Here is a 15,001-nt window from a genome sequence, read left to right as displayed (position 1 = left end):
TGAAGAAAATGATTTTACGTTGGTTTTTGGTTTTCCAGGAAGAACAAACGAATATTTACCTGCAGTTGGTGTAGATCAAATTGTAAACGTTTTAAATCCTGCTAAAATTGAAATAAGAGAAAATGCTTTAAAAATTGTTGATTCTTATATGAGAAAAGATGATGCAATAAAAATAAAGTATGCTTCTAAATTTGCATCAATTGCAAACTATTGGAAAAAATGGATTGGTGAAAGTCAAGGAATTAAGCAAACAAATGCAATAGCCAAAAAGCAAGAATTAGAAAAAGAGTTTTCAAAAATTGTTGAAGCAAAAGATTTAGTTGGTTATAAAACCTTATTATCTGACTTTGAAAAATTATATAAAGAAATCGAAAGTGTTTCGTTGGCACGTGATTATTGGATTGAAATTGCTTACAGAAATGTAGAATTATTAGGTATTACTTTTAACGCATACCAGTTAGAACAAATATTTTTAAGAGGAGGAGAAGCAGCTTTTGTAAATAGGAGAGATGCTGTTTTAAATAGTTTAGAAGGAAAATTTAAAAATTACAGTGCCGAGGTTGATAAACCTGTCTTTGAAAAGTTGGTGCAATTGTACGCAGATAAATCTCCAAAAGAATATTTACCATCAAATATGGTAGGTGTAAACTTTACAGAATTAGCAAATGAAATATATGCTACTTCTAAATTGACTTCATTAGAAAGCGCTACTGAATTACTAACAGGATCTGCCGAAGAAGTTATTAAAAGATTAAATGCAGATAAAGCATACCAATTTGGAAAGGAATTACATACTATTTTTTATACTAAAATAGAACCTAAATTTCAACAATTAAATTTAGAAATTGAAGCGGTACAAAAACAATATATGAAAGCATTGATGGATGTATTTCCAAACGAACGTTTTTACCCAGATGCAAATAGTACGTTAAGAGTAAATTACGGATTGGTTCAGGGCTACGAACCAAAAGATGGAGTTTACTACACTACGCAAACTTTCTTAAAAGGTGTAATGGAAAAATACGTTCCTGGTGATTACGAGTTTGATGTTCCTCAAAAATTACAAGACTTGTATAACTCCAAAGATTATGGTCAATATGGCGAAAATGGTAAAATGCCTGTAAATATTTTATCAACAAATCATATGACAGGTGGGAACTCTGGAAGTCCAGTTGTTGATGCTAACGGAAATCTAATAGGTTTAGCGTTTGATACTACTTGGGAAGGAACAATGAGTGATCTTTATTTTGATGCCGATATTGTAAGAAGTATTATGGTAGATATTCGTTACGTATTATTTATAATTGATAAATATGCAGGTGCGAAAAACTTAATTGAAGAGATGACAATTGTGCATCCTAAGAAATAACGATTTAATACAATATAATAAAAAAGGCTGTTTAAAATTTTAAACAGCCTTTTTTTATAGATAAAAAACTAAGTGAATTTATAATTTAGCTCCTTTTACAGTTTTAATAATTATTGAAGCTACTTTGTAAGGATCTGCGTTAGAAGCAGGTCTTCTATCTTCTAACCATCCTTTCCATCCTTTCTCAACAGTAATAATTGGAATACGAATAGATGCACCTCTATCTGAAACTCCATATGAAAAGTCAGAAACGTGTGCAGTTTCATGCAATCCAGTTAAACGTTCGTCGTTATAAGCTCCATAAACACCAATATGATCATCGGTTACAGGTCTAAAGGCTTCACAAATTTTTTCATAAGTTTCTTTAGATCCGCAAGTTCTTAATATAGTATTAGAAAAGTTTGCGTGCATACCAGAACCATTCCAGTCACCCTTTACAGGTTTTGGGTGTAATTCTATATAATAATTATATTTTTCAGACAATCTGTTTAATAAGTATCGTGCTATCCAAATTTCGTCACCTGCAGTCTTGGCACTTTTTGCAAAACATTGAAATTCCCATTGACCAGGAGCAACTTCTTGATTAATACCTTCAAAGTTTAGTCCAGCATCAATACATAAGTCTGCATGTTCTTCAACAAAATCTCTACCCCAAGTATATCTACCTCCAACTGAACAGTAGTATTTACCTTGTGGACCAGGGAAACCACCACGTGGAAATCCTAAAGGTAAGTCAGTTTTTGAGTCCATTAAGAAATATTCTTGCTCAAAACCAAACCAGAAATCGTCATTATCATCATCAATTGTTGCACGATGATTTGAAACGTGAGGTGTACCATCTGGATTTAAAACTTCACACATTACCAAGAATCCATTGCGCCTTGCAGGATCTGGATAAATAGCAACTGGTTTTAGTAAAACGTCTGATGAACCACCTTCCGCTTGTTCTGTAGACGACCCATCAAAAGACCAAATATCACAATCTTCTAATTTACCACTAAAATCATCTTCTATTTTAGTTTTACTTCTTAATTCTTGAGTTGGTTGATGACCATCTAACCAAATGTACTCTAATTTTGTTTTGCTCATATAAGTTAAATTATAATTTTAAATATTAAATAATTCCCTGCAAACTTATATATTTATATTTTATGATAAAAATTTTAGGGGTAAAAAATAAGTAAAATAGATTATTTTTGCAGATGCCCTATTTTTTTTAGGGGTAAATAAATATTTATTAAAAATATCAATAATAATTTATATATTCGTATAAAATTAAATTTATAAAAAATGTCAACATTAAGATTTAAGGCGGTTCAACTTGCGCAAAATAGAAAGCCTGTTGAAGTTGTAGAGGATAAAAGGCGTTCAGAAATATTTGGAGCAAATGTTTTTAATGAATATTCAATGCGTCAATATTTAACAAGTGATGCATTTAAAGGTGTTATGAATGCAATTCAACATGGAAAAAAGATTGATAGAAAAATTGCAAATCAAGTTGCTTCTTCTATGAAAGATTGGGCTTTATCAAAAGGAGTGACACATTATACACATTGGTTTCAGCCTTTAACAGGTGCAACTGCAGAAAAACACGATGCTTTTTTTGAAACAATTGGGAATGGAATGGCAATTGAAAAGTTTGGAGGAAGTCAATTAGTTCAACAAGAACCAGATGCTTCAAGTTTTCCAAATGGAGGAATTAGAAATACTTTTGAAGCAAGAGGTTATACGGCTTGGGATCCTACATCACCAGCATTTATTTATGGTACTACTTTATGTATTCCAACAATATTTATTTCATATACAGGAGAAGCGTTGGACTATAAAACGCCTTTATTAAGAGCTTTAAATGCGGTTGATACTGCAGCAACTGCTGTTTGTAAATATTTTGATAAAAATGTTAAAAAAGTGACATCTTCATTAGGTTGGGAACAAGAGTACTTTTTAGTTGATAAAGCATTGGCGGGAAGCAGACCAGATATTACATTAACTGGTAGAACGTTATTAGGACATTCTCCAGCAAAAGGACAACAATTAGATGATCATTATTTTGGGTCAATTCCTAGTAGAGCTTTAAATTATATTCGCGATTTAGAAACAGAATGCATGTATTTAGGTATTCCTGTTAAAACACGTCATAATGAAGTTGCTCCAAATCAATTTGAATTAGCTCCAATTTATGAAGAGGCAAATTTAGCCGTAGATCATAATTCTTTATTAATGGATATTATGGGACGTGTTGCAAATAGACACGATTTTAAAGTGCTATTACATGAAAAACCTTTTGCTGGTGTAAATGGTTCTGGAAAACATAATAATTGGTCTTTATCTAATGATGCAGGTGTTAATTTACTCTCACCAGGTCAAACTCCAATGAGTAATCTTCAGTTTTTAACTTTTTTTATTAATACTATAAAAGCAGTTTATAATAATGAAGAATTGTTAAGAGCATCTATCGCATCTGCAAGTAATGATCATAGACTTGGAGCTAATGAAGCACCACCAGCAATTATGTCAATTTTTATTGGGCAACAACTTACAAAAGTTTTAGAGGAGTTAGAGGGAGTAACTAATGGGAAGTTGTCTCCTGAAGAAAAAACGGACCTAAAACTAAATGTTATTGGTAAAATTCCGGATGTTTTGTTAGATAATACCGATAGAAATAGAACTTCTCCATTTGCATTTACAGGAAATAAGTTTGAGTTTAGGGCAGTGGGTTCTTTAGCAAACTCTGCAAACCCAATGACCGTTTTAAATACAATTGTTGCAAAGCAGTTAAAAAACTTTAAAATAGAAGTAGATAAACTAATTGAAGAAAAGGGGTTAAAAAAAGATGAAGCTATTTTTAATGTATTGAGAGAATATATAAAATCTTTAAAAAATATTTTATTTGAAGGAAACGGTTATGGTGCCGCTTGGGAAAAAGAAGCAAAAAAAAGAGGCTTAAGTAATAATAAAACTACTCCAGAGGCTTTAAAAGTTAAAATTTCAAAAAAAACAATTGATTTATTTGAAGAAATGAATGTAATGAGTAAAGTTGAAATAGAAGCTCGTTACGAAATTGAAATAGAAGATTATACCTTACGCATTCAGATAGAATCTCGTGTTATTGGAGATATTGCAGGGAATCATATTATACCAACTGCGGTTCGTTATCAAAACATGTTAATTAAAAATGTTTCTGGTTTAAAAGAAATATTTGGTAAAGATTTTGAAAAGTACGCATCAGAACAAATTTTATTGATTCAAAAAATATCATCACATATAGAAGTAATTCATGCAAAAGTAGATGCAATGATTGCGGAACGTAAAAAAGCAAATGCAATAAATGATCCTGTTAAAAAAGCATATGAATATTGCAATACAATAAAACCATTTTTTGAAGAAATTAGATACCATTGCGATAAATTAGAACTAATGGTAGATGATGAAATTTGGCCATTAACAAAATATAGAGAGCTCATGTTTATTAGATAAATTTTAAACTAAAATCCTGCAATTTGCAGGATTTTTTATTTTAATTAATTAAAATAATTATTACTTAATTTCTTAACCAATTAATTGAAAAATTAATACTTATAAATGATTTAAATCAATTTATAATTTGACGAATGTCATATTATAAATATATAAATAACTATAACTTTCTTTATCAATTCCATAGATTTTATTTTTTTAAGAAAGGAGTATTAATTGAAAATTATTTATTATGAAAAGTACTGTGAAAATTAAAAGGTCAAAATTATATTTATTAACATTAATAGGCGGGTGTATATTCTTTTTATTTAGTTGTGAAAAAGAAGAGTTCCTAATACCTCAAGAAGAGATGTTGAAAGTTTCATCAGAACTCAGTCTAAAAAAATCAGAGCTTAGTTCAAAAAATGATAAAATGTATCAAATTCTTGATGAAAATTTTGAATTAGCATTAATAGAGAAAGGTTGGGACGTTGGACCTGTTGATGGTGAAATTTTAAAAGAAACTGTTTTAAGCATAACCGATTTGGATGTGAGATCATCAGGTATTTCAAACTTAGCTGGAATAGAGTATTTTGTTAATTTAACTAAATTAAATTGTAGCGATAATAATCTCAAAATACTAGATTTGGGTAAAAATAAAGCATTAGAAAAATTGAGTTGTAATAAAAATAAACTTGAAATTTTGGACGTAAGAAAAAATAAAGACTTGAAAGTGTTGCATTCCAATCATAATAAGTTAGAAAGTTTAGATTTGAGAAAAAACACCTTATTGGAAGAGTTATTCGCTAATCATAACCAATTGGAAAGTATCGATTTAAGTAATAATAAGATGTTAATCCAATTATATCTTAATCATAATGTGCTTACAAGTTTAGATTTAAGTGAAAATTCTGCTTTAGAACGCTTATTATGTAATGCAAACAAATTAGAAAGTTTGGATTTAAGCAATAATAATTCTTTGCTATTTTTTAGATGCAATAATAACAATATTACATGTATTCAGGTGAATCAAGAACAGTTAGATAATCCTCCAAGTGGTTGGCCAGGAAGTCATGGTGGTGATGACCATGGCAGTGGAGAAGAACCTGATGGACATGATAGTGGTGATGACCATGGCAGTGGAGAAGAACCTGATGGACATGATAGTGGTGATGATCATGGTAGTAGTGGCCAAAATGGTAATGGTGGCCAAAATGGAGGGCATGATGACGAAGGAGGCGAAGGTCATGATGATGAAGGAGGTCCTAACTTTACATATTCAATAAATTGTAATGAGTAATTTGCATTAAGTCTGTTTAAAAGGGCATTTCAATATTGGGATTATCAGATTCAGATAAAAAAATCTAATACTGAAACATGAAAAAACCGAATATACCACATTCGGTTTTTTTATGCTTTAATAATTCAAAAAGAAAAATTACTTTTGCAAAACAATTTAACAAAGTAACAATGAGCTCAGAAGTTAGTAAAAGATACAGTCAAAGAGGAGTTTCAGCATCTAAAGAAGATGTTCATAATGCCATAAAAAACGTAGATAAAGGATTGTTTCCAAAAGCTTTCTGTAAGATTGTGCCAGATTATTTAACTGGAGACAATGATTATTGTTTAATAATGCACGCAGATGGAGCTGGAACAAAATCGTCTTTAGCATATATGTATTGGAAAGAAACTGGAGATATTTCAGTATGGAAAGGCATTGCCCAAGATGCTCTAATTATGAATATTGATGATTTACTTTGTATAGGAGCAGTAGACAATATTATGTTATCATCAACTATTGGTAGAAATAAAAATCTAATACCTGGTGAAGTTATTTCAGAAATAATTAATGGAACAGAAGAATTATTACAAGATTTAAAAAGTTTTGGAGTTGAAATTCATTCAACAGGTGGGGAAACTGCCGATGTTGGAGATTTGGTGCGTACCATAATTGTAGATTCTACAGTTACCGCTAGAATGAAAAGAAATGATGTTATTGATAATGCCAATATAAAACCAGGAGATGTTATTGTTGGTTTAGAATCTTTTGGACAAGCAACTTATGAAAATGAATATAATGGTGGAATGGGATCCAATGGATTAACATCTGCACGTCACGATGTTTTTAGCAAATATTTAGCTGAAAAATATCCTGAAAGTTTTGATGCTGCTGTGCCAAGTGAATTAGTGTATTCTGGAGCTATGAAATTAACTGATAAAGTTGAAAATTCACCAATTGATGCCGGTAAATTAGTACTGTCACCTACAAGAACTTATGCGCCAATTATTAAAGAAATTTTAGAGAAATTTACTTCAAAAGAAATTCACGGAATGGTTCATTGCAGTGGAGGAGCACAAACAAAAATTCTTCATTTTGTAGAGAATTTGCATATAATAAAAGATAACTTATTTAAAGTTCCGCCTTTATTTAAATTAATTCAAGATCAAAGTAAAACCGACTGGAAAGAAATGTACCAGGTTTTTAATTGTGGTCACAGAATGGAAATTTATGTTTCAGCTGAAACAGCTAAAGATATTATTGAAATTTCTAAAAGTTTTAATGTTGATGCTAAAATTATTGGAAAAGTTGAAGCTTCGGAAACAAAAAAGTTGACAATTAAAAGTGAGTTTGGTATTTTTAAATATTAGCATATTTATAGAATTCTAGCTGATTTAAGCTTTTAATTTCTTTAGACCAACCATCTTTTAAAATATATAGATTATCTGAAATACCAACAATATGTTTGTACAGATGGTCAGTTAGAACAATTGCTTTCCACTGTTTTTCTTCATATATTAAGTCTTTAATACGCTTAATGTAAATTGGAGCAATATGAGAAAAAGGTTCATCAAGTAATACAAATTTAGAGGGTGATTTTAATATCAAATAAGTTTCAATAATTCTTTTTTCTCCACCGGAAAGTGTTTTAAATTTTTGATCTTTTAATATTGATAATTCAGGAAAAATAATATTGAAACTATCAATTGCTACCTTAAAATACTGAAAAGCCTTTTGAACAGTCATTGATTTTGGCATGAAATGAAACTGCGGTAAGTACTTTATATCATTTGATTTTAAAAAAGGTTTTGAAAACCGCTTGTTATTTATTCTCAAAGATTTAATAGAAGGTTGTAATTCTCCAAAAATAATACGAAGAAGCGTACTTTTTCCGCAGCCATTACTTCCTAAAATTCCAGTTATATTCCCAGTTTCTGCTTTTAAATAAATTCCATTTAAAATGGATTTATTATTAAAAGACATTTCTATACTATCAATTTCTAAAATACCCATAAAACAATAAATGTTATTATAAATAGAATACAAATATCTATTAAGTAAGTTACAGTATACAACTCAATTTGTGAAATCCCATTATTAAAATAAAAATACAAATTTTCCTTTTTTCTGTTATTGAGCCATTGCATAAACCATATTACAAGTAGTATAAATAACTTTGTAAATAATGCAATAATTATAAAACTAATTCCTAAGTTTTTAATTTGAATACTAAAAAATAATGTTGCAATAATTGGAATTACAGCTATCGATTGATAATATTTTGAAAATAAATGTATCTTTTTCATAAAAAAATAAGTTTCTTTTGATAAAGGTAACAAATAATGAATTGATAATTCTCAAGAAATTATTGTAAATTTGCAATCCAATTAAAATATAAATGTTAGATAAGTTACAAATAGTAAAACAACGTTTTGATGAGGTTTCTGATTTAATTATCCAGCCAGATATTATGTCAGACCAAAAACGCTATATCCAAATTAACAAAGAATATAAGGATTTAAGTGCAGTAATGAAAATTGCTGATCAATATAAGGGGTTGTTGAAAAATATTGAAGAAGCTAAAGAAATTATAGCAGATGGTTCCGATGCTGAAATGACAGAAATGGCAAAAATGGAATTGGATGAGGCAACAGCACAATTACCAAAACTTGAAGATGATATTAAGTTTATGTTAATTCCAAAAGATCCAGATGACGCTAAAAATGTAATTGTTGAAATTAGAGCGGGTACAGGTGGAGATGAAGCTAGTATTTTTGCTGGTGATTTGTATAGAATGTATACAAAATATTGCTCAGATAAAGGATGGAAAACAGAAGTTGAAGATATTAGTGAAGGAACATCTGGAGGCTTTAAAGAAATTATTTTTAGTGTTTCTGGTGAAGATGTTTACGGTGATATGAAATTTGAATCGGGTGTTCATCGCGTACAACGTGTTCCTCAAACAGAAACACAAGGGCGTGTGCATACTTCTGCAGCAACAGTAATGGTATTACCAGAAGCTGAAGAGTTTGATGTAGAATTAAAACCTAGTGATATTCGTGTTGATTACTTTTGTTCATCAGGTCCTGGTGGGCAATCTGTAAATACAACCTACTCAGCAGTGCGTTTAACACACGTTCCAACTGGATTGGTTGCACAATGTCAAGATCAAAAATCGCAACATAAAAATAAGGAGAAAGCAATGAAAGTATTGCGTTCTCGTTTATATGAGCAAGAATTAGAGAAAAAATTAGCTGCAGATTCTGCTAAAAGAAACTCATTAGTTGCTAGTGGAGATCGTTCTGCAAAAATTAGAACTTATAATTACCCTCAAGGACGTGTTACTGAACATAGAATTGGATTAACGTTATATGATTTATCAAATGTAATTAATGGAGATATTCATAAAATTGTTGATGAATTAAAACTAGCAGAAAACACAGAAAAATTAAAAGAACTAGGAGAGGTGCTTTAATTTTTATTTAAATATTTTAAAAAGCAAGAATGTAAATTCTTGCTTTTTTTGTTTTAAAATCAAAATTATTCATAATAAATAAGTTAATCAAACCATGTATATTTGCCACTTCCAAAAATAGATAAGATACATGATAACAGTTAATGACGTTTCAGTTCAATTTAGTGGCACTACCTTATTTAGTAATGTCTCATTTGCAATAAACGAAAATGATAAAATTGCCTTAATGGGTAAAAATGGTGCAGGAAAATCAACATTGTTAAAAATTATTGCTGGCGCTACTAAACCAACTTCTGGTAATATAACAGCTCCTAAGGAAGATATTATTGCTTATTTACCACAACATTTGTTAGCAACAGACAATACAACTGTTTTTGAGGAAACTTCTAAGGCATTTGCAGAAATCACTAAAATAAAAGTTGAAATAGATGCTATTAATAAAGAACTAACAGTTAGAACTGATTATGAAAGCGATGCGTATATGAACTTAATTGAGCGCGTATCAGAACTAAGTGAAAAGTATTATGCAGTAGAAGAGGTTAATTACGAAGCTGAGGTTGAAAAGGTGTTAAAAGGATTGGGTTTTGAGCGTAACGATTTTAATAGACCTACTTTAGAATTTTCTGGTGGATGGAGAATGCGTATTGAGTTAGCTAAAATCTTATTACAAAAACCAGATTTAATTTTATTAGATGAACCAACAAATCATATAGATATTGAAAGTGTACAATGGTTAGAAGATTTTTTAATTAATTCAGCTAAAGCAGTCATTGTAATATCTCATGACAGGGCGTTTGTTGACAACATTACCAATAGAACTATTGAAGTAACAATGGGGAGAATTTACGATTATAAAGCAAATTATTCTCATTATTTAGAATTAAGAAAAGATAGAAGAGTACACCAACAAAAAGCGTATGATGAGCAACAAAAAATGATAGCTGATAATATGGACTTTATTGAGCGTTTTAAAGGAACATATTCCAAAACAAATCAAGTGCAATCTCGAGTTAGAATGTTGGAAAAATTACAATTGGTTGAAGTAGATGAGGTTGATACATCTGCTTTGCGTTTAAAATTTCCGCCCTCACCAAGAAGTGGACAATATCCAATTGTAGTGAATGATTTATCAAAAAGTTATGGGGAACATGTGGTTTTTAAAAATGCAGATTTAGTAATTGAGCGTGGACAAAAGGTAGCATTTGTAGGAAAAAATGGAGAAGGGAAATCAACCATGATAAAAGCCATTATGAATGAAATTGATTTTGAAGGAAAGTTAGAAGTTGGTCATAATGTTAAAATAGGGTATTTTGCACAGAATCAAGCATCATTATTAAATGAAGAGTTAACGGTTTTTGAAACTATTGATCATATTGCAGTAGGCGATATTAGAACTCAAATAAAAAACTTGTTAGGTGCTTTTATGTTTTCTGGTGATGATACCACAAAAAAAGTAAAAGTACTTTCAGGTGGTGAAAAAACGCGTTTAGCAATGGTAAAACTCTTGTTAGAACCTGTAAATGTTTTAATTTTAGATGAACCAACTAATCATTTAGACATGAGAACTAAAGATATTATTAAAAGTGCTTTAAAAGATTTTGATGGTACTTTAATATTGGTTTCTCACGATCGTGATTTTTTAGATGGCTTGGCAGAAAAAGTCTTTGAATTTGGACACAGGCGTGTTAAGGAACACTTTGAAAATATTACCAATTTTATGGCGCTAAAGAAAATGGAAAGCTTAAGAGAAATTGAAAAATAATTAAAAGGAAAATTAGATAAAATAAAAAACCCAATCTTTCGATTGGGTTTTTATATATAAGCAAGAAATTAAAAATCTATTTTACTTGGTCTACAACTGCCTTAAAAGCTTCTGGGTTGTTCATCGCTAAATCTGCAAGTACCTTTCGGTTCAATTCAATATTATTAGCTTTTACTTTTCCCATAAACTGAGAGTAAGACATTCCATACTGACGAGCTCCAGCGTTAATACGTTGAATCCATAAAGCACGGAAAGTTCTCTTTTTATTTTTACGGTCTCTATAAGAATATAACATTCCTTTTTCAACCGCATTTTTTGCTACTGTATAAACGTTTTTTCTACGTCCAAAGTAACCTTTTGCTTGCTTCAATATCTTTTTTCTTTTAGCTCTTGAAGCAACTGAATTTACTGATCTTGGCATAATTTCAATTTGTTTTTTGTAGTAGGCGATAAAAATTAATTTATACTTGTATTTGCACTACTCCAAGGTTAATAATTAAATTCCCTGTAACTTTATTATTTTAAAGTTAACTGTTGTAAAATGTTAGCTTCATCTGATTTATGTACTAAACCATCATGAGTTAACTTTAATTTACGTTTTTTACTTTTTTTAGTCAAAATGTGACTTTTAAAAGCGTGTTTTCTTTTAATTTTTCCAGAACCAGTAAGCTTAAAACGCTTCTTAGCACTAGATTTTGTTTTCATTTTAGGCATCTTTCTTCTACTTTTTTATCTTGCTTAATATTTTTTCTTCAGAAATAACTATACTGTTAATAGTTACTTTTTAAGTGTATTATTTCTTTTTAGGAGCAATGTACATAATCATACGTTTACCTTCTAATTTAGGCATTTGCTCTACTTTTCCATATTCTTCCAATTCTGTTGCCAGTCTTAAAAGTAATATATGGCCTTGATCTTTATAAATTATAGATCTTCCTTTAAAAAACACAAATGTTTTTAATTTAGCTCCGTCTTGTAAAAATTTAATGGCATGTTTCTTTTTAAATTCAAAATCATGCTCATCTGTATTAGGTCCAAATCTAATTTCTTTTACAACTACTTTAGTAGCTTTAGACTTTTGTGCTTTTTCTCGTTTCTTTTGTTCGTATAGAAATTTTTTATAATCTATAATTTTACATACGGGAGGCACAGCTTTAGGCGATATTTCTACCAAATCTAACTCTTGTTCTCTAGCTAACGCTTTTGCTTTTGAAATTGGATATACACCAATTTCAACGTTATCACCTACTAAACGCACTTCGTCAACATACGTGATTTTCTCATTAATCCTATGTTGATCTTCCTTAATTATTCTCCAAGGTTTTCTTCCCCCTGATCTTCTTTTAATTGCTATAACTGTAAAATTTAAATTAAACTAAAATTGTTCTATTGTATTATTAATTTCTTTTTTCATAAACGAAATAAATTCGTTATTTGATAATGTTCCAATATCTCCTTCTCCTTGTTTTCGTACAGAAACCGTGCCATCATTCTCTTCCTGTTCACCTACAATAATCATAAATGGAATTTTATTTAATTCAGCATCTCTAATTTTTCTTCCGGTCTTTTCGTTTCTATCATCTATAAGTGCGCGAATTTCGGAATTTTCTAGCAAACTTAAAACTTTTTCAGCATATTTTTGATATTTCTCACTGATTGGGAGTATAATAACCTGTTCTGGAGTTAGCCAAAGAGGGAATTTACCTGCAGTATGCTCTAATAAAACAGCTATAAATCGTTCCATAGACCCAAAAGGCGCTCTATGAATCATAACTGGTCTGTGCAGTTTGTTGTCAGATCCTTTGTAATTTAAGTCAAATCGTTCAGGTAAATTATAATCAACCTGTATAGTACCTAATTGCCAACTTCTTCCTAAAGCGTCCTTCACCATAAAGTCTAACTTAGGACCATAAAATGCTGCCTCACCATATTCTATAACATAATCTAGACCCTTTTCTTTAGTTGCATTTATAATGGCATTTTCTGCTTTTTCCCAATTTTCATCACTACCTATGTACTTTTCTTTATTTTCTTTGTCTCTTAATGATACCTGAACCGTAAAGTTTTCAAAACTTAATGATTTAAATACGTACAATACTAAATCAATAACATCTTTAAATTCTTTATCTAATTGATCAGGTGTACAGAAAATATGCGCATCGTCTTGGGTAAAACCTCTCACGCGAGTTAAACCGTGTAACTCACCACTTTGTTCATATCTATAAACCGTTCCAAATTCGGCAAAACGTTTTGGCAATTCCTTATATGAATAAGGCTTATGATTATAAATTTCACAATGGTGTGGACAATTCATTGGTTTTAATAAGAATTCTTCCCCTTCTTTTGGAGTACTTATAGGTTGAAAACTATCTTCACCATATTTTGCATAATGTCCCGAAGTTACATATAATTCTTTTTGACCGATATGCGGTGTAATTACCATTTCATAACCAGCTTTTTTCTGAGCAGCTTTTAAAAACTGTTCTAATCTATCGCGCAAAGCAGTTCCTTTTGGTAACCAAAGAGGTAAACCTTGTCCTACTTTTGCAGAAAAAGCAAATAATTCTAATTCTTTTCCAAGCTTTCTGTGGTCACGTTGTTTAGCTTCTTCTAATAGCTCTAAATACTCGGTAAGCATTTTTTGTTTAGGAAAAGAAACTCCATATATACGTGTAAGTTGGTTGTTCTTTTCATCACCTCTCCAATATGCACCTGCGGCACTCATAATTTTAACAGCTTTAATTATTCCTGTGTTAGGAATATGGCCACCGCGGCATAAATCCGTAAAATCTGAATGATCACAAAATGTAATATCTCCATCTGTTAAGTTTTCAATTAACTCAACTTTATATTGATTTCCTTCTTTATGATATTTAGCTAAGGCATCTGCCTTACTAACTTCACGCATTTTAAATTCGTGCTTTCCTCTTGCTAGCTCTAAAAATTTCTTTTCAATTGTCGGGAAATCTTTTTCAGAAACTACATTGTTGCCAAAATCAATATCATAATAAAAACCATTTTCAATGGCAGGACCAATAGTCAACTTAATATTAGGGTACAAATGTTGAATAGCCTGGGCCATAACATGTGCAGATGAATGCCAAAATGCTTTTTTACCGTCTTTATCATTAAATGTATATAGAACTAGAGATCCATTTTCTGTAAGTGGTGTATCGGTTTCAATAGTATTGGTATTGAATTGAGCTGAAATAACATTTCGGGCAAACCCTTCGCTAATGCTTTTTGCAACATCCATTGGAGTACTATCTTTCCTAAAATCCTTAATTGTACCGTCTGGCAAAGTTATTTTAATCATATTTTTTTATTGAGGATGCAAAGATATTAGAAAACTCTCAATTGGGCAATACCTTTTCGGACCTTAATATAAGGTTTTAGTATAAATTAAATGTGTATAATAATAAATAGGGTAAACTAATTTCATAGATATACATATAAATACTTATTCTTTAATGATTTTTAAATTTTATTTAGATTGTAATTCGCACAATAACAGATTGGTAAATCTAGAGGTCTCAATTTGTTTTAAAAAAAGCAAAAAAAAGGTTGTGAGAATTGAAAAAGGTGTTACATTTGCATCCGCTAACGGGGTAATTAATTAGTTAGTAACGTTCTTGAATTTATTGCAAAAGAGGCTTAAAA

13 protein-coding genes are annotated in these 15,001 nt (G+C 30.3%); 6 read left to right on the top strand and 7 right to left on the bottom strand.

Translation table 11 applies throughout. From position 1 onward, the window contains the following. Positions 1–1,369: S46 family peptidase (locus IEW75_RS06850; protein WP_188704008.1), on the top strand; the 1,369-nt coding region annotated here is incomplete at its 5' end. 78 nt (positions 1,370–1,447) lie between these two features. Here IEW75_RS06850 and IEW75_RS06845 read toward each other — a convergent pair. Next, positions 1,448–2,458 (bottom strand): glutamine synthetase beta-grasp domain-containing protein, encoded by a 1,011-nt coding sequence (locus IEW75_RS06845; protein WP_134248845.1) that lies wholly within the window; start codon positions 2,456–2,458, stop codon positions 1,448–1,450. A 201-nt stretch (positions 2,459–2,659) separates the two neighbouring features. Between IEW75_RS06845 and IEW75_RS06840 the strand changes: the two genes are divergently transcribed. From IEW75_RS06840 to IEW75_RS06830, 3 genes are all read left to right on the top strand, one after another. Then, the gene (locus IEW75_RS06840) at positions 2,660–4,846 is read left to right on the top strand and encodes a glutamine synthetase III family protein (protein ID WP_134248846.1); all 2,187 of its coding nucleotides are present in this window, start codon (positions 2,660–2,662) and stop codon (positions 4,844–4,846) included. Between the two features lie 232 nt (positions 4,847–5,078). After that, on the top strand, positions 5,079–6,125 hold the full coding sequence (locus IEW75_RS06835; RefSeq protein ID WP_134248847.1) for a leucine-rich repeat domain-containing protein: 1,047 nt from the start codon (positions 5,079–5,081) through the stop codon (positions 6,123–6,125). A 170-nt stretch (positions 6,126–6,295) separates the two neighbouring features. Then, on the top strand, positions 6,296–7,474 hold the full coding sequence (locus IEW75_RS06830) for an AIR synthase related protein (RefSeq protein WP_134248866.1): 1,179 nt from the start codon (positions 6,296–6,298) through the stop codon (positions 7,472–7,474). Here the strand turns inward: IEW75_RS06830 and IEW75_RS06825 are convergent. Continuing rightward, entirely contained in the window at positions 7,464–8,117 is a 654-nt protein-coding gene (locus IEW75_RS06825) for an ATP-binding cassette domain-containing protein (protein WP_134248848.1), read from the bottom strand. The two genes, IEW75_RS06830 and IEW75_RS06825, sit on opposite strands and share 11 nt — an antisense overlap. Beyond that, on the bottom strand, positions 8,105–8,410 hold the full coding sequence (locus IEW75_RS06820; protein ID WP_134248849.1) for a hypothetical protein: 306 nt from the start codon (positions 8,408–8,410) through the stop codon (positions 8,105–8,107). Before IEW75_RS06820 ends, IEW75_RS06825 begins: the two co-directional genes overlap by 13 nt. A 92-nt stretch (positions 8,411–8,502) precedes the next feature. Here IEW75_RS06820 and prfA point away from each other — a divergent pair, with 92 nt between their 5' ends. Further along, positions 8,503–9,579 (top strand): peptide chain release factor 1, encoded by a 1,077-nt coding sequence (prfA, locus tag IEW75_RS06815; protein ID WP_134248850.1) that lies wholly within the window; start codon positions 8,503–8,505, stop codon positions 9,577–9,579. 130 nt (positions 9,580–9,709) lie between these two features. Then, positions 9,710–11,341 (top strand): ABC-F family ATP-binding cassette domain-containing protein, encoded by a 1,632-nt coding sequence (locus tag IEW75_RS06810; RefSeq protein ID WP_134248851.1) that lies wholly within the window; start codon positions 9,710–9,712, stop codon positions 11,339–11,341. A gap of 76 nt (positions 11,342–11,417) precedes the next feature. Here IEW75_RS06810 and rplT read toward each other — a convergent pair whose 3' ends face one another. The 4 genes from rplT to thrS form a co-directional block, all read right to left on the bottom strand. Next, entirely contained in the window at positions 11,418–11,762 is a 345-nt protein-coding gene (gene rplT / locus IEW75_RS06805) for a 50S ribosomal protein L20 (protein ID WP_134248852.1), read from the bottom strand. A 95-nt stretch (positions 11,763–11,857) separates the two neighbouring features. Next, positions 11,858–12,055 (bottom strand): 50S ribosomal protein L35, encoded by a 198-nt coding sequence (rpmI, locus tag IEW75_RS06800; RefSeq protein ID WP_134248853.1) that lies wholly within the window; start codon positions 12,053–12,055, stop codon positions 11,858–11,860. A 79-nt stretch (positions 12,056–12,134) separates the two neighbouring features. Beyond that, on the bottom strand, positions 12,135–12,650 hold the full coding sequence (gene infC / locus IEW75_RS06795; RefSeq protein ID WP_262711447.1) for a translation initiation factor IF-3: 516 nt from the start codon (positions 12,648–12,650) through the stop codon (positions 12,135–12,137). 66 nt (positions 12,651–12,716) lie between these two features. Next, positions 12,717–14,657 (bottom strand): threonine--tRNA ligase, encoded by a 1,941-nt coding sequence (thrS, locus tag IEW75_RS06790; protein ID WP_134248855.1) that lies wholly within the window; start codon positions 14,655–14,657, stop codon positions 12,717–12,719. Positions 14,658–15,001 lie beyond the last annotated feature (344 nt).

This window comes from Lutibacter litoralis (genome assembly GCF_014646675.1).
Lineage (GTDB): Bacteria > Bacteroidota > Bacteroidia > Flavobacteriales > Flavobacteriaceae > Lutibacter > Lutibacter litoralis.
This window is presented reverse-complemented; position numbering and strand designations above follow the sequence as displayed.

Bases quoted from the DNA above. Each gene is read 5' to 3' on its own strand.
- IEW75_RS06845 (WP_134248845.1), bottom strand. From the start codon at position 2,458: ATGAGCAAAACAAAATTAGAGTACATTTGGTTAGATGGTCATCAACCA.
- IEW75_RS06840 (WP_134248846.1), top strand. From the start codon at position 2,660: ATGTCAACATTAAGATTTAAGGCGGTTCAACTTGCGCAAAATAGAAAG.
- IEW75_RS06835 (WP_134248847.1), top strand. From the start codon at position 5,079: ATGAAAAGTACTGTGAAAATTAAAAGGTCAAAATTATATTTATTAACA.
- IEW75_RS06830 (WP_134248866.1), top strand. From the start codon at position 6,296: ATGAGCTCAGAAGTTAGTAAAAGATACAGTCAAAGAGGAGTTTCAGCA.
- IEW75_RS06825 (WP_134248848.1), bottom strand. From the start codon at position 8,117: ATGGGTATTTTAGAAATTGATAGTATAGAAATGTCTTTTAATAATAAA.
- IEW75_RS06820 (WP_134248849.1), bottom strand. From the start codon at position 8,410: ATGAAAAAGATACATTTATTTTCAAAATATTATCAATCGATAGCTGTA.
- prfA (WP_134248850.1), top strand. From the start codon at position 8,503: ATGTTAGATAAGTTACAAATAGTAAAACAACGTTTTGATGAGGTTTCT.
- IEW75_RS06810 (WP_134248851.1), top strand. From the start codon at position 9,710: ATGATAACAGTTAATGACGTTTCAGTTCAATTTAGTGGCACTACCTTA.
- rplT (WP_134248852.1), bottom strand. From the start codon at position 11,762: ATGCCAAGATCAGTAAATTCAGTTGCTTCAAGAGCTAAAAGAAAAAAG.
- rpmI (WP_134248853.1), bottom strand. From the start codon at position 12,055: ATGCCTAAAATGAAAACAAAATCTAGTGCTAAGAAGCGTTTTAAGCTT.
- thrS (WP_134248855.1), bottom strand. From the start codon at position 14,657: ATGATTAAAATAACTTTGCCAGACGGTACAATTAAGGATTTTAGGAAA.